General features: G+C 57.9%; 18 protein-coding genes and 1 riboswitch. Of the genes, 9 read left to right on the top strand and 9 right to left on the bottom strand.

Going from position 1 to position 18,262, the window contains the following annotated elements:
• Positions 1–233: 233 nt before the first annotated feature.
• Positions 234–920: an aquaporin Z gene (gene aqpZ / locus AC1P02_RS20900; protein WP_485183243.1), complete on the top strand. Its 687-nt coding sequence runs from the start codon at positions 234–236 to the stop codon at positions 918–920.
• Positions 921–987: 67 nt separating this feature from the next.
• Here the strand turns inward: aqpZ and AC1P02_RS20895 are convergent, their stop codons facing one another.
• From AC1P02_RS20895 to AC1P02_RS20885, 3 genes are all read right to left on the bottom strand, one after another.
• Positions 988–1,749, bottom strand: a complete 762-nt coding sequence (locus AC1P02_RS20895) for a lytic transglycosylase domain-containing protein (protein WP_219592410.1) — start codon at positions 1,747–1,749, stop codon at positions 988–990.
• A 155-nt stretch (positions 1,750–1,904) separates the two neighbouring features.
• Positions 1,905–3,302, bottom strand: coding sequence for an alpha-amylase family protein (locus tag AC1P02_RS20890; protein ID WP_271787787.1), 1,398 nt, complete (start codon positions 3,300–3,302; stop codon positions 1,905–1,907).
• A gap of 192 nt (positions 3,303–3,494) precedes the next feature.
• Positions 3,495–4,658 (bottom strand): M23 family metallopeptidase, encoded by a 1,164-nt coding sequence (locus AC1P02_RS20885; protein ID WP_485183241.1) that lies wholly within the window; start codon positions 4,656–4,658, stop codon positions 3,495–3,497.
• A 473-nt stretch (positions 4,659–5,131) separates the two neighbouring features.
• On the opposite strand from AC1P02_RS20885, the gene AC1P02_RS20880 reads away from it, so the two are divergent.
• Positions 5,132–5,572 carry a GNAT family N-acetyltransferase gene (locus AC1P02_RS20880; protein WP_005316773.1) on the top strand — a complete coding sequence of 147 codons (441 nt, stop codon included), beginning with the start codon at positions 5,132–5,134 and terminating at the stop codon, positions 5,570–5,572.
• A 4-nt stretch (positions 5,573–5,576) separates the two neighbouring features.
• On the opposite strand, the gene AC1P02_RS20875 is transcribed toward AC1P02_RS20880, so the two are convergent.
• Complete coding sequence (locus tag AC1P02_RS20875; protein WP_005316771.1) at positions 5,577–6,119, bottom strand: YceB family lipoprotein; 543 nt, start codon at positions 6,117–6,119, stop codon at positions 5,577–5,579.
• A 96-nt stretch (positions 6,120–6,215) separates the two neighbouring features.
• Between AC1P02_RS20875 and cls the strand changes: the two genes are divergently transcribed.
• Both cls and AC1P02_RS20865 read left to right on the top strand, forming a co-directional pair.
• Entirely contained in the window at positions 6,216–7,697 is a 1,482-nt protein-coding gene (cls, locus tag AC1P02_RS20870; RefSeq protein ID WP_021138398.1) for a cardiolipin synthase, read from the top strand.
• 95 nt (positions 7,698–7,792) lie between these two features.
• Positions 7,793–9,055, top strand: coding sequence for a DUF945 family protein (locus tag AC1P02_RS20865; protein WP_485183237.1), 1,263 nt, complete (start codon positions 7,793–7,795; stop codon positions 9,053–9,055).
• Between the two features lie 69 nt (positions 9,056–9,124).
• Here the strand turns inward: AC1P02_RS20865 and purU are convergent, their stop codons facing one another.
• Positions 9,125–9,961 (bottom strand): formyltetrahydrofolate deformylase, encoded by an 837-nt coding sequence (purU, locus tag AC1P02_RS20860; RefSeq protein ID WP_011898492.1) that lies wholly within the window; start codon positions 9,959–9,961, stop codon positions 9,125–9,127.
• A gap of 209 nt (positions 9,962–10,170) precedes the next feature.
• A riboswitch (FMN riboswitch) is annotated at positions 10,171–10,330 on the top strand.
• A 104-nt stretch (positions 10,331–10,434) separates the two neighbouring features.
• Here purU and ribB point away from each other — a divergent pair.
• Both ribB and AC1P02_RS20850 read left to right on the top strand, forming a co-directional pair.
• Positions 10,435–11,088 (top strand): 3,4-dihydroxy-2-butanone-4-phosphate synthase, encoded by a 654-nt coding sequence (gene ribB / locus AC1P02_RS20855; RefSeq protein ID WP_005316761.1) that lies wholly within the window; start codon positions 10,435–10,437, stop codon positions 11,086–11,088.
• A 225-nt stretch (positions 11,089–11,313) separates the two neighbouring features.
• Positions 11,314–11,556: an Lpp/OprI family alanine-zipper lipoprotein gene (locus AC1P02_RS20850; protein WP_005334342.1), complete on the top strand. Its 243-nt coding sequence runs from the start codon at positions 11,314–11,316 to the stop codon at positions 11,554–11,556.
• A 144-nt stretch (positions 11,557–11,700) separates the two neighbouring features.
• Here AC1P02_RS20850 and AC1P02_RS20845 read toward each other — a convergent pair whose 3' ends face one another.
• Both AC1P02_RS20845 and AC1P02_RS20840 read right to left on the bottom strand, forming a co-directional pair.
• On the bottom strand, positions 11,701–12,549 hold the full coding sequence (locus AC1P02_RS20845; protein WP_058393396.1) for a tetratricopeptide repeat protein: 849 nt from the start codon (positions 12,547–12,549) through the stop codon (positions 11,701–11,703).
• The gene (locus AC1P02_RS20840; protein WP_485183232.1) at positions 12,546–13,268 is read right to left on the bottom strand and encodes a 4'-phosphopantetheinyl transferase family protein; all 723 of its coding nucleotides are present in this window, start codon (positions 13,266–13,268) and stop codon (positions 12,546–12,548) included. Before AC1P02_RS20840 ends, AC1P02_RS20845 begins: the two co-directional genes overlap by 4 nt.
• 298 nt (positions 13,269–13,566) lie before the next feature.
• On the opposite strand from AC1P02_RS20840, the gene AC1P02_RS20835 reads away from it, so the two are divergent.
• The 3 genes from AC1P02_RS20835 (at position 13,567) to AC1P02_RS20825 (ending at position 16,091) form a co-directional block, all read left to right on the top strand.
• Positions 13,567–14,031, top strand: coding sequence for a C40 family peptidase (locus tag AC1P02_RS20835; RefSeq protein WP_042468626.1), 465 nt, complete (start codon positions 13,567–13,569; stop codon positions 14,029–14,031).
• Positions 14,032–14,181: 150 nt separating this feature from the next.
• Positions 14,182–15,138, top strand: coding sequence for a 23S rRNA (adenine(1618)-N(6))-methyltransferase RlmF (gene rlmF / locus AC1P02_RS20830; protein WP_485183230.1), 957 nt, complete (start codon positions 14,182–14,184; stop codon positions 15,136–15,138).
• Positions 15,139–15,383: 245 nt separating this feature from the next.
• Positions 15,384–16,091 carry a MaoC family dehydratase gene (locus AC1P02_RS20825; protein ID WP_021138405.1) on the top strand — a complete coding sequence of 236 codons (708 nt, stop codon included), beginning with the start codon at positions 15,384–15,386 and terminating at the stop codon, positions 16,089–16,091.
• Between the two features lie 136 nt (positions 16,092–16,227).
• Here AC1P02_RS20825 and AC1P02_RS20820 read toward each other — a convergent pair whose 3' ends face one another.
• Entirely contained in the window at positions 16,228–17,223 is a 996-nt protein-coding gene (locus AC1P02_RS20820; protein WP_429234844.1) for a DUF481 domain-containing protein, read from the bottom strand.
• Between the two features lie 30 nt (positions 17,224–17,253).
• Positions 17,254–18,171: a L,D-transpeptidase family protein gene (locus AC1P02_RS20815; RefSeq protein WP_290025387.1), complete on the bottom strand. Its 918-nt coding sequence runs from the start codon at positions 18,169–18,171 to the stop codon at positions 17,254–17,256.
• Between the last annotated feature and the right edge of the window lie 91 nt (positions 18,172–18,262).

Genomic DNA, 18,262 nt, shown 5'->3' with positions numbered 1-18,262 from the left:
GTCAGCAATGTCACAAGTTGTCGCATGGCATGGATGAGCTCCGTCTGGTGCAGTTTGCATCTTGACGGCAATCCCCCCAATTAATCAATAACTTGTGATTCTCATCACATTTCAGGAATAAGGCAGGCCCACCTCGCCTTGTTATTTCACACTCCCATAATGTGTCGCCCGTTTAATAACGGCGACCTCATGAGCCCTGGCTCATGTTCCATCCATCATTGGGAGATATAAATGTGAAACCTTTTGCAGCTGAGTTTATGGGCACCTTCTGGCTGGTGTTGGGGGGCTGTGGCAGTGCCGTCTTGGCCGCCGCTTTCCCGAACGTGGGGATTGGCCTGCTGGGCGTGGCGCTGGCATTTGGTCTGACTGTACTGACCATGGCCTATGCCATCGGCCATATTTCAGGTTGTCACCTGAACCCGGCCGTGACACTGGGGCTGTGGGCCGGTGGCCGCTTCCCGGCATCCGCCGTCTTGTCTTACATAGTCGCTCAGGTATTGGGCGGGATTGCTGCCGCGGCCGTGCTCTATGTGATTGCCAGCGGTCAGGCCGGCTTTGATGTGAGTGCCGGTTTTGCCTCCAACGGCTATGGCGAACACTCACCGGGCGGTTACAGCCTGCTGGCGGCGCTGGTGTGTGAAGTGGTCATGACCGGCTTCTTCCTGTTCGTCATCATGGGTGCCACCGACAGCCGTGCACCGGCCGGTTTTGCCCCCATTGCCATCGGTTTGTGCCTGACGCTTGTCCACCTCATCAGCATTCCGGTAACCAATACCTCGGTCAACCCGGCGCGCAGCACAGGGGTCGCCCTGTTTGTGGGGGATTGGGCCGTCAGCCAGCTGTGGCTGTTCTGGGTTGCTCCGATCGTCGGTGCCATTCTGGGTGCGTTGGCCTATCGCGTGATTGCACCAAAAGCGTGATCCGTGACGAAAAAGTGTGGTATCGACACGCCCCCGGGCGTGTTTTTTCGTTTCAGGGGGGAGGCATTCAAAGACCCCGAGCGCTCAGCATCTCCTTGTAGCGCAGGTGCAGCAGTTGCACCCGTTCCACATAAGCGCGGGTTTCGGCGTAAGGGGGGATCCCCCCATGTTTTTGCACCGCACCGGCCCCGGCGTTGTAGGCTGCGGTCGCCAGCGCTATGTTGCCGCCATATTGCTTGAGCAGACCTGCCAGGTATTTCACCCCGCCAAAGATATTCTGCTCCGCCATCAGGGCATCACCGACCCCCAGCTCACGGGCCGTGGCGGGCATCAGCTGGGTCAATCCCATGGCCCCCTTGCGAGAGATGGCTTGCGGGTTGAAGGCAGACTCTGCGTGGATCAGCGCCCGTATGAGCGCGGGCTCCACCTGATAGGCCTTGGCCGCCGCCTGTATGGTGCTGGCATAGTCATAGAGAAAGAGACCCGTGGTGTGCCAGTTGACCTTTGAGGCCGGGTTGCAGGCGTAGCAGTCGTTGAACAGCAGCAACTCATAGTGACCCTGATCCGGCATCATGTCGGAATAGCGCACCACGCCATTTTTTTGCACCGATTTGTAGACCTGGATCTGGCGAGTGCCGGATGGTTGCGTGATTTTTGCAGGCGCTGGGGCCGGTGCAGAAACAGGGGAGGGTGACACGTTGGGGGCAGGCGCCGCCTTGGGAATGTGAAGGGGAGCCTGGGTCTCGGCGGTCAGGATCACCACCTCCGCCGGCGGTGGCGTCCGGCCCCAGCCGGGCGGGGAAAACAGCGGGATCAGCCCCATCAACATCCATGCTTTCAACGGCTTGCTCCTTCAGCCTGATTGGCCTTGTGAGTAAAGCATCCTGATGGTGGCAGAACAAGCCGCCGATGAGCGCCGGGTTGAAATAGGCGGAGTAAACAAGCGGGGCCGCACAGTGGCGGCCCCTGGCAGGGCGATACTCCTTATTCTTGCAGCCAGAGCCGGGCGCTGCGGGCGGGAATGGCGACCCGCACCCACTGACTCTGCACATTGATGACGGCGTTTTGATCGAGCACATCCCGGTAATTGCGATACCAGTTCATCTCGAATTTGGCTGTATCGAGCCAGTACTCCTGCTCGTACTCGCACTTGTTGACACCAACCAGCCCCTGCTTGCCACGTTTGAACAGCACGAAGCAGTCGCCGCTGCCGACCAGTTGCATGGGCTGCCCCTGTACGGCGTTATGGAAGCGGATCATGCCTTTGAGATCCGCGCGCTGGTAATAATCCTGCCAGCGCAGCCCATCCTTGGCCTGGGTCTCGCCGTGATCGGAATAGACCAGTGGCGAGCCACCATCGCGACCGAGCAGGTAGGCATAGGCCAGCTTCTCGTCGGTCTGGTTCAGGATCTGGTAGCGAAAGCCATCGTTGGTGGGAATGTCGTGGGTGATGGCGAAGGTGACGGCGCGGCTGCCCGGCAGGGCCTGACCGTAGGCACCGGGGTCGGCCAGCAGGCTCATGCTGCCGCCATAACCGAGCGCCCCGCGCAGGGAGGCAAACAGCGGAAAGTCATAGGCCCCCTGACCACTGTTGTCGAGATAGGGTTTGAGGAAGCGTTCATAATCCGTGCTGCCGGCGCCCCCCGTGGTGATCACCTCGCCAAAGACGTGCATGCCCTGTTTTATCTCTGGGGTGAACACGGCATTGATCTGGTAATCGCTCATGTGCTTGACCGCATCGACCCGAAAGCCCTTGATCCCCATCCCCTTGAGCGCCTTGAGATAGGCCTGCTGCTGGCTTACTACCCAGTTGTTGGGATCAAGATCCGGCAGCCCCTTGTCACCGGCGCCGCCACACAGGCGCCAGTACTGGACGTGACCCGGATCGCTCCAGTCGGTGATGCAGCCTTCGGGGTGAAAATCCGATCCGGCCAGCAAGTTCTGGCCGAGATCGCCGAACAGCTTCTGGCGCTCGAAGTAGGCGGGGTTGGCCGCATACTGACCGAGCAGCTCGCTGCCGGGGTAGTTGAGATCGCTGCGCTTCCAGCTCTCGTTGGCCATGTGATTGAGCACAATATCGGCATAGACGGCTATGCCTCTTGCCTGCATGGCGGCGATCAGCTGCTCGAGATCCTGCTTGTTGCCAAGGGGGGTATCGATGAGGCGCAGATCCTGCGGTTGATAGCGTGCCCACCACTCGTTGCCCGATGATTTGAGGGGCGGCGAGATGAGCACCTGCTTGTAGCCGGCGGCCTTGATGAGATCGGCCTTGGCGGTGACTTCGCTGTATTGCCAGTTGAAGGCGTGCAGTATGACGTCGGCGTGTGCCAGAGGGGCGATCAGCATGCCTGCGATCACCCAGATTCCCGCTGTTTTTTTCATTATTGTCTGTCCTTGTTTGGGTGCCCATGTGGGCACCCAGAGCCTCACACCGGCCCTTCGGGCCGGCAATCTCCTTTTGACTGTTTTGTGAGCGTTTTCAAAGCAGACTGTGCGGATCTGTGACGGCTTGCATAAAACCGCCTGGCCCCGTCATTACTGACTTTTCCATCACTTCAGCGGGTGACCGGCAACTCAGTCGAGGCCGTTGTTGTAGAGTGGCTGCCAGGCACAGAAGCGCTGGCCGTTGCGGCTGTTTTGCAGCCAGAAGCGGTTGCAGTTGTCGTCGTAGTTGCTGGTGCCAACGTTGACGGCATAGCTGCTCAGGCGTTGCCCCTGCAGGGACTGGAACACGCCGTTGTAGAGCAGGGAGAAGTGCAGGTGCGGACCCGTGGAGGAACCGCCCTCGCACAGGGCCTCGTTGCGGTTGCTGGCATAGGTGCCTATGGGGGTATCCGCCGCCACATAGTCGCCGCTGCGTACCGAGATGCCGCTCATGTGGTAGTAGTTGGTGGCCCAGCCGTTGGGGGCCGTGATCCGCACCTGGCAGCGGGAGAAGACGGTGACAGTGCCGCTGTTGGCGGCGGTGACAGTGTAGGTGGCACCGCCCCAGCCTGGCCAGTCGTAGGAGACGTCGATGGAGGAGTAGGGGTAGCCCGAACCGGTATGGGAGTGGGCGCCGTTCACCTTCCAGCTGTAGCCCTGGCGCCAGGGCAGCTGGAACTGGCCACCGGCCAGCCGGGCCGAGGGAACCGCAGCAGGGGCTTTGGGCGACGTCATGGCCTCCTTGCCAAACAGGGTCTGCCACTGCTCGCTCAACTCTTGCTGGTCGTGGGGAGTGAGCAGACTGCCCAGGGCGGCCTGGTGTGCCGCCAGCGGGGGGAGGGCAGGGACGCTGCGCTGGCTCAGCCGCAACTGGGTTTTGGCCTGGTAGAAGCGCTCGGAGAGCTGGCGTGCCATCTGTTCGAGCTGGTTATCGAATCCCCGGGCCTTGACCAGCTTGGCGAAGGGAGCCGCCATGGCTTGCTTGGAGGGGGCCGAGATGAGCTGGCTGTTTGCCTCCATCAGGGCCAGCAGCAGCTGGGGGTTGAGGCTGGTAATGCCGCTCCAGTGCAGGATCACCTCCTCCTTGGGCAGCAGGTGAGGCGCCTGTTGCAGCAGAAAGTCGTGCAGATCGAACGCCATGGCTGCCTCGCCAAACACGAAGTGGGCCTCGTCCAGTGGCACAGTGGCGCCGCCGGTGGCGTTGAGCTGCTGCTGGGTGAAGTGGTAGGGGGCAATCGGGATGTGGATGTCGCCGGCCCAGCTGGCGGTGGGCAGCAGTGCCAGCATCAGCAGGGAGGGGATGGGTTTGAACATGGTATCTCCTTGGCAAAGTGGTGAGGTGACAGCGTGGGGGTTGTCCCACTCAGGCAACGACAGCGCTATGCTATGCCAAGGCTTCACCATAGGGTGAAACACCAAGATTGCTATTCGATTGAGGCTTTTTATGGCTGGGTGTAACTCATCAGGCTTGTTAATAAATGTTTACGAAGTTATTTTTGTATTTTAAATCATATAGTTATTATCGATTAAATAGTCCCTTGCCGTAAAATTAATCGCCGCGAGCAAGCAGTGCCCACATTGGGATACCGTGGTAGCATTGCCTGTGATTTATGCGGTCAGCAGTGTGTTAAAAAGTGTACAAACAGGCGCGGTTACTGGCTTTTTTGTTACTAAAAGGCGTGATATCTTGCTGACTTGTCTGGTCGGATCTCTTTCCGGGCAGCCACTGACATTTGAAGACTGGCCGAGCGGCCAAGGATGGAACGGGTGTGATAAGCAAGCGGGCGATGGAACTCACGTTCGAAGAGTACTGTGATGCGGATCTTTCCCTGATCAGGGACTACTACGAAACGACTTTCTCCCATTACGTGCCGGATCTGGCTGAGCGTATCTTTGTGGTGCGCGATGCGCACTGGCTGGTGGGCGCCGTACGCCTGCGCGACGAACAGGATTACTACCACCTGTGCGGTTTTCGGTTGCTGCCCCACTATCAGTCACTGGGGCTGGGCTCCCGTTTGCTGCAACATGCCTGCAGTGATCTGGTGGACAAGCCAGTGGTGTGTCAGGCATTGCCATTCGAGAAGCCGTTTTACCTCAAGGCCGGTTTTGCTGACCTGCCCCTGCATGAGCTCGATGGCCCCCTCTTTTCTCTCTATGACCAGCAGCGCGAACAGGGTTACCAGATCGAGCTGCTGGTGCGTCAGGCCAACACTCCCGTCTACAACTGACGACTCACTGCGGCTTGGTCAGCAGGTGGATCTTGCCCGGTGACAACTCAAGCCCCAGCAGATTCTCTTTCAGCCAGGCCTGGTTCGGATCCTTGTCGTTCAGCCGATAGACGGGCTGGGTCTCCAGCCGTTTCTCCATGCTTTGCAACAGCATGCCCAGCATGAAGCCGAACTTCTGCTGGGCCGCTTCCGGTTCCAGCTTGTACTCAATCAACTTGATGTTGTCGAGGAAGAGGGCGCTCTGAGCCTTGTCATAGCGTGGTCTGGCCTCGTAGGTCATGTTCAGACGCGCATCGTATTCGGTCTGATCCGGCAGGGCGATCCTCAGTTTTCCCTTGCCATAGACACGGGCGGTATCCGGGCTCTGACGTCCGATCTGGACGTCGCTCTGCTCGAGCTGTACGTGGGCCTTGATGATGCCGGGTAATTCCAGCTGTTTGTTCACTTGTACCTGGGATTGCAGGTACTGATTTATCTGTTGCTCATTGATGTCATATGAGCCTTGACCTAGCATGGCCAGACTGAGCAGCATAGATTGCAGGATCATGCTAACGACCTGATAGAATGGATGTGTTTCACAGCATACCATCCTGGCCCCGTGGGGTCTGCCCACCGCATTTACCCTGATGTAAAAGGAGTCCTCTTGATCAACGGTTTGGAGTACGACATCCAGCTGCTGTTTTCCCAGTTTCTTGGTTGGCTGCTGCTGCTATTTCACACCGTGATCGTGGCAGGGATCTCCTTGCGGGTGGTGATGAAGCGGCGCCCCATCGGCGTCTCGCTGGCCTGGCTGGCGCTCATCTATGCCATCCCGTTTGCCGGGGTCGGCTTCTATGTGCTGTTTGGCGAGATCCGGCTCGGTCGCCGCCGCGCAGAACGGGCCAAGGCCATGTACCGCCCCTACGCTATCTGGATCCGGCAGCTTGCGAGACTCTTTCCCCAGCACTGCTGCGAGGTGGGCAGCAAGGCCCAGCCATTGCACGATCTGATCCAGGGACGGCTGGCCATGCCCATGCTCTCCGGCAACCGCATGACCTTGCTGAGCCAACCCGAATCGATACTGCGCGAGATAGCGCGCGACATCCGCCAATCCTCCCAGTCCTGCTATCTGGAGTACTACATCTGGCACCCGGGCGGCGATACCGACGATGTGTGCGACGCCTTGATGGAAGTGGCGGCGCGCGGCGTGGATTGTCGTCTGCTGCTCGATTCCATGGGCAGCAAGACGTTTTTCCGCTCGCACTGGCCCAAAAAGCTGCGTAAGGCCGGGGTCAAACTGGTGGAGGTGCTGCCGGTCGGTGCCTGGCGCATCCCGTTCCAGCGCCAGGATCTGCGCATGCACCGCAAGCTGGTGGTGATCGATGACAGGGTGGGTTACACCGGCTCCATGAACATGGTGGATCCCCGCTTCTTCAAGCAGAACGCCGGGGTAGGCCAGTGGGTCGATATCATGATCCGGGTGCAGGGGCCCGTGGTGCCGCTGATGTGGTCCATCTTCGTCTGGGATTGGGAGATGGAGACCGGCGAGCGGTTGCTCGACAGCCTGCAGCATGATCCGGAAGCCTGGCCCCAGAGCAACTACCGGGCCCAGCTGATCCCGTCCGGCCCCTTCGTTGGCGGTGACTGCATCCAGCAGAGCCTGTTGCTGGCCATCTACCAGGCCCGTCACCACCTGGTGCTGACCACGCCCTATTTCGTGCCGGACGATCCCCTGGCGGCGGCGCTCTCCTCGGCGGCGGCGCGAGGGGTGCAGGTGCAACTGGTGTTGCCTGCGCGCAATGACTCCATCATGGCCAACCATGCCTGCAATGCCTTCATGGAGGAGCTGCTGGAGGCCGGGGTTGAAGTCTATCGCTACGATGCCGGACTGCTTCACACCAAGAGCGTGCTGGTGGATGACGACTTCGCACTGGTGGGCACGGTAAACCTGGACAGACGCAGCCTCTGGCTCAACTTCGAGGTGACCCTGCTCATCGACAACCCGCTTTTTGTCGCCGAGATGACCCATCTGGTACAGGGTTATATGACGGAGGCGACACCCATGTCCCTGGCCAAGTGGCGCGATCGTCCCAGGTACAAGAAGGTAATGGAGAACATCTTCTATCTGTTCAGTCCCTTGCTGTGACATTACATAATTGCGGTCGATGCTGAATTGGACTTGCCTAGCCCCGATATCGCCCCGTAGAGTGCGGCAATGAGCCTTTGGAGAATCATATAAAAATGCAGAAGCGAGTAACGCTGGCCGTGTGTGCGGCCTTGGTAGTGGGTGGGCTGGGTGCCTGCTGGTACACGGGCAATACGTTTGACCGCATCATGGACGAGCAGATCGCCAAGGTGAAGCAGGAGAGCGGCGTCGAGCTGAGCTGGGTGCCTGGTGCCAGCAACCTGTTTACCCGTGACGGCATCTTGAAGGTGGTGGTCACGCCGCAAACTCTGGCCAGCCTGGACGGTCAGCTGGAAGGGAGCGAGCCGGTCGAGGCGCAGTTCATCGTCAACAGTCGCATTCTGCCGCTCTATATCAAGAGCAACATGCTGCTCGACACCAAGCAGGGCACGCTGGCCACTGTGTTCAGCGCCCTCAAGCTGGAGCAGTGGCAGTTTGGCATAGAGTCGGTCAGCAGCCTCTGGACCATGAGCAACAGCAGCCGCTTCTGGGCCAACGAGTTCAAGGTCAAGCAGGGGCTCGACGAGTTCAGTTTCCTGCCGATGACGGGTGACTACCGCGGCGATATGGATGGCAACGGTCACGTTACCTTCCACTGGCAGGGCATGACACTGCATGAAGAGCAGAGCAAGATGGACATGGTGCTGGCCGAGCTCAAGGGCAGCGCCGACATGGCCGAGATCAGCGGGATCTGGCTCTCTCCCCGTAGCGACATGACCCTCTCTGCGCTGTCGGTGCAGCTGCCAGACAGCGTCAAGGTGTCACTGCAGGGCCTGACCACGGAAACCCAACTGGAAGGCGATGATGCCCAGACCCTCTCCAGCAGCTATCAGATGAAGGTGGAGACTCTCAATCTGGAGAACGAGACCGATAATCTGGCGCTGACCCAGAGCAAGCTGGCCCTGAATCTGAAAGGGCTGGATCTGGAAGGCTATCAGGCACTGCAAGCCTCCAGCGGGCAAGGGGTGGAAGATGAAGCCATCCAGCAAGCCCTGGACAAGCTGCTCAAGCGCGGCGCGACCCTGGAGCTGGTGGACTTGAGCGCCCAGCTCAACGGTGAGCCTGTCTCCATGAAGGGGGACGTCAAGCTGGCATCCACCTCGCTGGAACAGCTGTTCAATAGCGAACAGGGAATGCATGCCCTCTCCGGCCTGATGCATGCCAATCTCAGTGACAAACTGGGCAAAGCGGTGCCGCAACTTGCCCCCATGCTGGAACAGTTCGCCGCCATGGGCTATCTCCAGGCGGACAAGGCCCGGCTGACCGCCGAGCTGAAGCTCGACAAGGGGGCCATGACCATCAATGGCCTGCCGCTGTAAGTCGGTGGCAGAAACAACAAAGGCTCCCTCGGGAGCCTTTGTTGTTTCTGGCGTGGTGCGGCGGGTGGGTTACTTGAACACCACCGTCTTGTTGCCGTAGACGAACACCCGTTCGTTGAGCACCAGCTCCAGCGCGCGGCTCAGCACGGATTTCTCCACGTCACGACCGGCTTTGGCCATGTCATCGGCACTGAAGGCGTGACCGACATGGATCACGTCCTGCTCGACGATGGGACCTTCATCCAGATCGTCGGTGACGAAGTGGGCGGTGGCGCCAATCAGCTTGACTCCGCGATCGAAGGCCTGACGGTAGGGACGGGCACCGATGAAGGCGGGCAGGAAGGAGTGGTGGATATTGAGGATCTTGCGCGGATAGGCTTCGACGAAGCTCGGGGTCAGCACTCGCATGTACTTGGCCAGGATCACATAGTCGGGCTGGTAGCCGTCTATGATGGCACGTACCTGCTCCTCGTGTTCGGTGCGGCTCAGGTCCTCATGGCTGACGGTGTGGAACGGAATGTCGAATTTGCCCGTCAATTCGGCGAGCGTATCGTAGTTGCCGATCACCGCCACTATGTCCATGTCCAGCGCCCCGGCATAGTTCTTCATCAATATGTCGCCGAGGCAGTGGGTCTCCTTGGTCACCAAGATGACGATGCGCTTCTTGCCCGCCTTGACCAGGCGGCGCTGGGCGCCGGCGGGCAGGGCATCATCCAGATCCGCCAGCAGGGTCTCGTCGTTGAAACGCCCCTCCAGCTCGGTGCGCATGAAGAAGCGACCGTTTTCATGATCCACGAACTCGTCGTTCATGTTGATGTTGAGCTGGTGCTTGTAGCAGATGTTGGTGATCTTGGCGATGAGGCCCTTGGCGTCCGGACAATCCGTCAGCAGTATTTTCTTTTCCATCTCTGTCATGATTCCGTTTGTGGTGTTGGCGCCTGAGTCTGCGCAGGCAGCGCGTTTTTTCAGGCACTATGCCATAAACAAAATCAGAAAAGACAGCGCGCCGTGCGTCCTTGGGTCAAGTCGTTGTCTACGGGCGCTGGTCGGTTCCGTATTCATCTTTGATGGGTTTTGGACTGGTATCCTGCGTTTTTTTTCTTTAGGCTGTCTGCGCTTATTCTCAGGGCGGGGTGCAATTCCCCACCGGCGGTATCCCGATCTGACTCGGGGAGCCCGCGAGCGCCCGACTTTGGTTTCACACCTGAGTCGGGGTCAGCAGATCCGGTGAGATGCCGGAGCCGACGGTCATAGTCCGGATGAAAGAGGATAAGACAGATATTGCAGGCATGCCCTCGTTGGGCCGGCCGCTGCATACCTATCTCTGTCTGCCTTTCCATGCCCTGATTCTGGTCCTTGTCTTATTTAGGAGTCTTACCATGAATCAGTCTCTACTCAGTGAATTTGGTGATCCCCTTGCGCGCGTCGAAGCGGCGCTCGCGGCCTTGCGCGCCGGTCGCGGCGTTTTGGTGGCCGACGATGAAGATCGGGAGAACGAAGGGGATCTCATTTTCGCCGCACAAACCATGACCAATGAACAGATGGCCATGATGATCCGCGAGTGTTCCGGCATCGTTTGCCTCTGTCTGACCGATGAGCGCGTTCGCCAGCTGGCGTTGCCCATGATGGTGGAGGCAAACTCCAGCCACTATCAGACCGCTTTCACCGTCACCATAGAGGCGGCGCAAGGGGTTACCACGGGCGTTTCAGCGGCCGATCGCATCACGACCATTCGCGCGGCCATCGCCGATGGTGCCAAACCGTCCGATCTGCATCGCCCAGGCCATGTCTTCCCGTTGCGGGCTCGTACCGGTGGTGTGCTGACGCGCCGCGGCCATACCGAAGCCACAGTCGATCTGATGCAGCTTGCCGGCCTCAAACCGTTCGGGGTTTTATGTGAGCTGACCAAAGAAGATGGCTCCATGGCTCGTCTTCCAGACCTGGTTGCCTTCGGTCGCCTGCATCAGATGCCTGTGCTGACCATCGAGGACCTGGTGCAATATCGTCAATTGCTGTCAGAACGTTCTGCCTGAGCCTCATACGAAATTGTAATAAGCACAAAATTTGGTTACGCTCTGTGCGAACCTCATCCAGAGGCACTCGTTTTTGATTAAAGTTTGCGCATAAAGTGTGCAACTAAAAAAAAATGAGGGTTTTAATGCATTTATCTGTGATGAGGCCTATCCAAAGTATGATTCTTTTGTGCCATAATCACGCCGCTTGCTAAACGTCTGGCGAGTTAAAGGGAGCTTTTAAAAATGAAAAAATTGTTGTTGGTAGGTGTTGTTGGTCTGTCCGCTCTGCTGGGCGGTTGTGCAAACACCAGCGAACTGGAAACCTCCGTTCAGAATCTGTCTAACAAAGTTGACCAACTGGCTCAAGATGTTAGCGCAGTTCGTGCTGATCAATCCAAGATTGCTGCTGATGTTGCAGAAGCCAAGCAAGAAGCTATGCGTGCTAACCAGCGCATCGACAACATGGCTACTTCCTACAAGAAGTAATCCATGCGAAAAAATGGCGCATTCATGCGCCATTTTTTTTTGCCTGAAATTCGTCAATTCCCCCGCTTTTCTTCCATATGCTCTCGCCTTGTCAGAGTAATGCCGATCTCTCGGCATCACCCTCACTTTTTATCCCTTCATTACTCAGTAGAGCAGGCTGTATAGCTTGCGACGGTAACTCTGCGCGGCCGGATGGGCACCCATGGTGGTCAGAATGTCCAGATAGGTCTTCTTGGCATCGCCAAAGGCCAGATCGCGTTTGAGAATGGTGAACAGTAGCGCCAGTGCTTCCTCCTGGCGGCCCGCCTGGCTGTATTGCACCGCCAGCTCCTGGGTCAGGGCGAAATTGTCCGGCTCCTGCTCGTAACGAGCCTCCAGCGCACGCAGCTCAGGGCTGTCTGCGGCTTGCAGCGCCAGCGCCAGACGAGAGCTGAGGGTCTGGTAGTGGTCATCTTGCGCAGCCATGGGGATCTTGCCGAGCAGCTCCTGGGCTTCATCCAGCAGGTTGATATCCAGCGCCGCCTGAATGAGCCACAGGCTGATGTCGTGGCGATCCGGCGCCAGCTGGTGGGCCTTGGTGAGATGTGCATAGGCCACATCTGCCTGACCGTCTGCCAGTGCCTGCTGTCCCTTCTCGAACAACAGCTCCTCTTCCTTGGGAGCGAAGGCGGCAAAGTAGTGGCGCAAGGTAGCTTCATCCTGAGGCCCTTCCAGAATGGCTTGTTCATCCGGGCGCCCCTGATGGAACAGTACCAGAGCGGGCAGGGCACGCAGGCCGAGCTGGCTGGCCAATGGCTGCAACTGCGGATCGTTCATGTCGACCTTGGCCAAGGTTACCTGGGGATTGTCCGGTCCAACCAGTGACTCCACCAGCGGGGTCATGCCCTGACATTCCGGCATCTGGGGTGCGTGAAAATAGATGACGACCGGCTTTTTCATGGAAGCATCGATCAGTGCGGCTTGAAAATTCTGGGGATTGATGTCGACGATCATGAGGCTGACTCTTGGAAAATGGTGTGAGTTAACATGGGGTTGATAGCGGTGGATTTCAAGTTTTCATCCAGCAGGTAACCGTTGACGGCCAGGGTCGGGGCGGCGAGGCTGAGCCAGCCACTGCCAATAGGCCAATCCTGCACCCGGTATTCGTGCTCATCGAGCCGGTTATCAAGGCGCCATCCCTCTTGCGGCAGAAAGCAAACCTTGTCGAGCCCGGCGGCAATGCCGCCGCCATGGGCCTTCAGTACCGCCTCCTTGCGTGACCAGAGCCGATAGAAGGCGCCGTCCTGCTCTTCTGCCGGCAGGGCGGCGAGCCACTCATACTCGCTGGTGGCATAGAAGCGTCTGGCCAGTGGCAACGTCTGCCGGCGGCGCCTGCCCATCTCTATGTCTACCCCGAGCGGTCCTGTGGCACACAGTGCGATCACCAGCCAGTCGCCGCTGTGGCTCTGGTTGAACTGCCAGCGCAGGTCACTCAGCGCCGGCTTGCCGTGGAGATGGGTACAAAAAAGCAGTTCGCTGGCCTGACATTGAAGGCGAGCGGCCAGCAAGCACCTAAGCAGTGACCGACTGACCAGAAATTCCTGGCGCCGATCCGGATGCTGGATCTCCTGCCACTGTTGCAGCTCTGTTGGTGAAAGCGTTTCTGGCAGCATGGCCAACTGAGTTGCGCTGACCCGAGCGGGTTTTAACAAATAGAGATCCACAGAGATCATGATTTTTCACTTTAAAAGAGGACTGAAACAGCGATAAAAGTCAGTTTGATCGAGTCTGCACGGGCGCTTTCGAGATTGTATATTGTTTGGTCATGATCACATTAATCATGAAAAATAATGCATTTCCTTGCGAAAATGTGATGTCGATAGGGATTTTCGCTTGCCTCGATAGAATTCTTGGATATAGTCGGGTGCTGTTGCCTTATAAATTGCCCTTCCGGGCCGTATTTTAACAAGTTTTACTCATTGCGGGGATAAAGGATTGCGCCACCTGATACTACTACTGGTCGCGCTCGGAATGGTGGGTTGTGCATCTGCACCCCAGCCCGAGGTTGCGAGCAAGATTGAAGTTTCCATGATGGAACCCGTGATTGAACCGGAAGCTTCGCAAACCCCAGATGTGAATGAAATCCTGACAGTGTACAAAGAGTGGCGCGGTACCCCTTATCGTTTTGGTGGTACCAGCGAACGCGGCATAGATTGTTCCGCTTTTGCCCGTGAAGTGTTCCGCAATGCCGTCGGCATCGAATTACCCCGTGATACCCGCTCCCAAGTCCATGAAGGCACTCGCGTTTCCAAACAAGATCTGGTCGAAGGTGATCTGGTTTTCTTCAAGATAAATCGTCGTCTCAATCATGTGGGTATCTATGTGGGCAATGGTGAATTCATCCATGCCTCTACCCGTGCTGGTGTGACGCGCTCCAAGCTGGACAATTCCTACTGGCGCAGCAGATTCTGGCAAGCACGCCGGATCGATATCTGAGTCAGGCTGGACAAACGGCTCGCAGTACGGACTGTTTTTCCAACCTCACTTGAACCGGGCTCCTGAAGCCCGGTTTTTTGTGGCTGCTATTTAGACTTTCTGGGGCCAAATCACTATAGTGTGGGCCCGTTTTCCCTCGGCAGGCCCAGCATGAAGACCCACTCCGACCGCAAATCCGGATTGCACCCACGCAATCGCCACCAGGCTCCCTATGATTTCGATGCGCTATGCCAGCGTACCCCCGAGCTGAGGCCCTTGGTATTCGTCAACGAGCACGGTACCCAGACCCTGGATTTTGCCGATCCTGCCGCCGTCAAGGCGCTGAACAAGGCCTTGCTCGCACTGCACTACGGCATTGCGCACTGGGATCTGCCGGCGGGTTATCTCTGCCCGCCCATTCCGGGACGGGTGGATTATCTGCATCGGGTGGCGGATCTGCTCGCCGAGAGTGCGGGCAGCGTCCCGACCGGCAAGGGCGTGCGGGTACTGGATATAGGGGTGGGGGCGAACTGCATCTACCCGCTGCTGGGAGCTCGCGAGTATGGCTGGCGTTTTGTTGGGTCCGATATCGACCCCGTGTCCGTCAAGGCGGCGGCTCTGCTGGCCAAAAGCAACGGTCTGGGCAGGCAGATAGAGTGCCGCCATCAGGGCAATGCCAAACACGTCTTTCACGGCATCATAAGCCCGCAGGAGCGCTTCGCCCTGACCCTGTGCAACCCGCCGTTCCATGGATCGCTCGATGAGGCCAGCAAGGGCAGTGAGCGCAAGCTGCGCAATCTTGGTAAAACCGTGCAGGGGCAGCCAGTGCTCAATTTTGGCGGCCAGAAGGCCGAGCTCTGGTGTGAAGGGGGAGAAGCCGGGTTTCTTGCCACCATGATTGCCCAGAGCAAGGAGTTTGCTGCCCAGTGTCTCTGGTTCAGCTCGCTGGTGTCGAAGAAGGAGAACCTGCCGGCGGCGAAAAAGACGCTGGCCCAGGTCGGGGCCCGTCAGGTGCGGGTGATCGACATGGCGCAAGGCAACAAGGTGAGCCGGATCCTCGCCTGGTCTTTCCTGGATGAGGTCGCCTGTGGGCAATGGTGGCAACCCGCGCCTCGTGGCGATGTTTGACGGGGGGAGGGGCTGCCTCCTGTCGGTATCCCCCTCTTTCGATATCTGTACTCACGGTGGCAAGCACCTGCCATGATAATCGTTTTCCTCCTTGTTCCATCAGGCTTGCCGTACTTGTGTTAGTGACCACTTCTTTGCTTGGTACAGCTGTACGCTGAGATTTTTTTGCACTTGCAGTTGAAACTTTCATAAAATAGGACTGGTTAGACCTCTTTACAGGCTTTGAATTGAATAGGGATCGGTAGATGAAGGTTGTCGATTTTCTGAAGCGCAAGCGCGAAATCCTGGCGCAGCACCCCTTTGAGCTCAAGGATTGGCTCTCTCCGGCGATCCGTGACTACTGGCGTGAGTTTCAGCAAAAGGCACACCTCCACCCTCTGTTGGGGCGTGTGCTGGACCTGCAAGCTGACAGCCAGTCAGTACGGCAAGTGCAGACCGCCAATGGTCAGCCAGTGCAGACTGACGAGACTGCGGTTGAACTGAGTGGTGAGGCGGCGGCCCTGTTTGCTGCGCTGCAGCCGAGCATTGGTGAAGAGACCCATGTGGGAGAGTGGTTGCTGGTCAGTCAGCAGATGATCAATGAGTTTGCCGCCGTGACCGGCGACAACCAGTGGATCCACACAAACCCTGAGCGTGCTGCTGCCGAGTCACCGTTCAAGACCACCATAGCCCACGGGTTTCTGACCCTGGCGCTGTTGCCACGTCTGACGGGCAGTATCAATGAAGCGACCCCCGAGTTTCCGGCTGCCCGCATGGTGGTGAACTTCGGGCTGGATCAGGTGCGTTTTCCGTATCCAATCAAGGTGGACAGTAACATCCGCGCACGTACCAAGCTGCTGAGGGTTACACCGATCAAGGGCGGTCTTGAGCTGCTCAAGGAGATCAAGGTCGAGATTGAGGGCATTCGTCGTCCCGGCTGCGTCATTGAATCCGTCACCCGGATCTACTTCTGATGTCGTGACGGTTGTCACCGCCGTGGCGTAAATAGTATTGAAATAAAACAGGCTCACCTCGGTGAGCCTGTTTTATTTCTGGCGTTGTGCCGCCTGTCTGGGGCTCATCCACTCGCCGAATGGTTTGCCCTGATGACTAGAAGCTGGCTCCCAGGCTGATGAGATGGCGCCACTCCTTGCTGTTTTTTAGCGAGTAGTCGGGCGTGTTTAGGCGGGCATCTTCCCAGTCGAGCTCGCTCGACCAGGAGAGACGCAAATGATCGTTGAAATAGTAGCGCAGGCCCAGACTGCCCTGTACGGCTTGTTCTCTGATCAGATAGGGCGAAGGCTGTGCCAGGTAACGTTTGTAGTTCCCCTTGCTGAACAGCTCCAGCTTTTCTGACCAGAGGGTGACTGGCTGGCGGTAATCCCAGCCAAGCCCAAGCAAGGGATAGTTGATGATCCTTTCATCGAACAAATCCGTGATTAAGGGGCTGTTGATGTCATCCGGCCTGAAGTATGTACGCTCCAGACCGGCCTGACTGATCAGTTCCAGTCTTCGCCGCTTATCGTTCCAGAACCTGTACCCCGGGCCTGAGGCATAACCCAGATTCATGTAGTCGGGGTCAAGCATCTGGTATTCATAGTCGACGGCGGAGCGCACAAACCAGTTCTCATCAAAGAAGAAGTCCAGCATGGGTTTGAACCGGTACTCATGGCTGTTGGTGACGTTGTTGGCGGTTTCATAGATGTACTCTCCATCCAACGTATAACGCCAGTCGAGGTTGGCCACCTCGGTGGAGGCTTTCAGGTTGACGTTGTTGGTCTTCTTGTCGCTGTGCTTCAGCTTCACGTTCAGATCGCTGCTGCCTGTCCAGAGCCAGGCACGCGAGTCATCCGGAGTGAGAGCAAGCAGGGTGATGCCAGTTTTTACCGTCGGTTTTGGTTTGTCCTGTTTTTCGAGGCGCCAGCGTTTGACCGCCTCGCGTTTGACCGTGACCGGCGAGCTGTAGGGCAGCGCTATGCGCACCTGTTCATCCGTGATCTCCTCTATGGTGCCGGTCAGTCGATCGCCGTTGTGCATCCAGAGGATATCGGCCAGCGCCATCGGGCTGAGCAACAGAGAGAGCAAGAACCAGAAGCGGTATCTCATGGAAAGTCCTTCATGAACACAGGGTTGCCGTTAGCCGCTGACGGGGCGTGGAATGCCGTTCTTATTGTTCAGCACGGCAGCCACCTTGTCACCGTCGATCTCGGACGCTGCGATAAAGGCCTCTACCTCGGGTGAGAGGATCAGGGGGGCGCCCTGCTCCAGCTCCAGTTCGGTGCGGGAGAGGGGGGAGTGAACTTCCAGCCAATGACTGCCATCGGGTTCGATGGCGGTCTTGACCGGCTGATTGATCACGCGCACTGTCGTGCCGACAGGAACCAGCTTGAACAGTGCCTCTATATCGTCAGGACGCAAGCGAATGCAGCCTGCACTGACTCGCAGCCCGACACCAAACTCCTTGTTGGTACCGTGAATGAGGTAATCCCGCTTGCCATAACCGAGGCGCATGGCGAATTTGCCGAGAGGGTTGTCCGGACCCGGCGGCACGACGGCAGGCAGGGAGATCCCCTTTTGCTCCAGCCAGGATTTGCGCACCATGGGGCCGGGCACCCAGGTCGGGTTGGGGTTCTTGGCGATCACTGTCGTGGTCATTTCTGGCGTCTCTCTCCCGATATCGCCAATCCCGATGGGCAGCACTATCACCTCATTTTTCCCCTTGGGAAAATAGTAGAGGCGCAGTTCTGGCAGGTTGATGACTATGCCCTCCCGGGGCACATCCGGCAGCAGCATCTGGGTCGGCAGGGTCAGGCGTGTGCCAGGTTTGGGTAAATAGGGGTCAACCCCGGGATTTGCCTCGAGCAGTGCCAAAAAACCAATCTGGGTGTGCTTGCCGATAAGCTCAAGGTGTTCATCTGGCTGGACTATGTAGTCCTCCAGTTCACCGATCAGGCGGCTGCCAGCCGGTGGCAAGGGATAGGTTGTAGCCCAGCTTGGCGCTGTCCAGAGGCTGGCTGTCACCAGCAGCAGTGAGACGATTCGAGCATTGAACATGGTACTTCCTATCAGATCGCGTGAAGGCGGGCCACTACCCACCCAGAAAAAAGAAGTGAAATTGTTAACCAATCCACTCGTGATTACCAGC

This window comes from Aeromonas sp. TS_SC_11, from assembly GCF_057318915.1.
Note: the sequence above shows the minus strand (reverse complement) of the source record. Positions and strands in the feature narration are given on the sequence as shown.

Bases quoted from the DNA above. Each gene is read 5' to 3' on its own strand.
- ribB (WP_005316761.1), top strand. From the start codon at position 10,435: ATGAATCAGTCTCTACTCAGTGAATTTGGTGATCCCCTTGCGCGCGTC.
- AC1P02_RS20895 (WP_219592410.1), bottom strand. From the start codon at position 1,749: ATGTTGATGGGGCTGATCCCGCTGTTTTCCCCGCCCGGCTGGGGCCGG.
- AC1P02_RS20815 (WP_290025387.1), bottom strand. From the start codon at position 18,171: ATGTTCAATGCTCGAATCGTCTCACTGCTGCTGGTGACAGCCAGCCTC.
- AC1P02_RS20820 (WP_429234844.1), bottom strand. From the start codon at position 17,223: ATGAGATACCGCTTCTGGTTCTTGCTCTCTCTGTTGCTCAGCCCGATG.
- AC1P02_RS20865 (WP_485183237.1), top strand. From the start codon at position 7,793: ATGCAGAAGCGAGTAACGCTGGCCGTGTGTGCGGCCTTGGTAGTGGGT.
- AC1P02_RS20880 (WP_005316773.1), top strand. From the start codon at position 5,132: ATGGAACTCACGTTCGAAGAGTACTGTGATGCGGATCTTTCCCTGATC.
- purU (WP_011898492.1), bottom strand. From the start codon at position 9,961: ATGGAAAAGAAAATACTGCTGACGGATTGTCCGGACGCCAAGGGCCTC.
- AC1P02_RS20850 (WP_005334342.1), top strand. From the start codon at position 11,314: ATGAAAAAATTGTTGTTGGTAGGTGTTGTTGGTCTGTCCGCTCTGCTG.
- AC1P02_RS20890 (WP_271787787.1), bottom strand. From the start codon at position 3,302: ATGAAAAAAACAGCGGGAATCTGGGTGATCGCAGGCATGCTGATCGCC.
- rlmF (WP_485183230.1), top strand. From the start codon at position 14,182: ATGAAGACCCACTCCGACCGCAAATCCGGATTGCACCCACGCAATCGC.
- AC1P02_RS20845 (WP_058393396.1), bottom strand. From the start codon at position 12,549: ATGATCGTCGACATCAATCCCCAGAATTTTCAAGCCGCACTGATCGAT.
- AC1P02_RS20835 (WP_042468626.1), top strand. From the start codon at position 13,567: ATGGTGGGTTGTGCATCTGCACCCCAGCCCGAGGTTGCGAGCAAGATT.
- AC1P02_RS20825 (WP_021138405.1), top strand. From the start codon at position 15,384: ATGAAGGTTGTCGATTTTCTGAAGCGCAAGCGCGAAATCCTGGCGCAG.
- AC1P02_RS20885 (WP_485183241.1), bottom strand. From the start codon at position 4,658: ATGTTCAAACCCATCCCCTCCCTGCTGATGCTGGCACTGCTGCCCACC.
- AC1P02_RS20840 (WP_485183232.1), bottom strand. From the start codon at position 13,268: ATGATCTCTGTGGATCTCTATTTGTTAAAACCCGCTCGGGTCAGCGCA.
- AC1P02_RS20875 (WP_005316771.1), bottom strand. From the start codon at position 6,119: ATGATCCTGCAATCTATGCTGCTCAGTCTGGCCATGCTAGGTCAAGGC.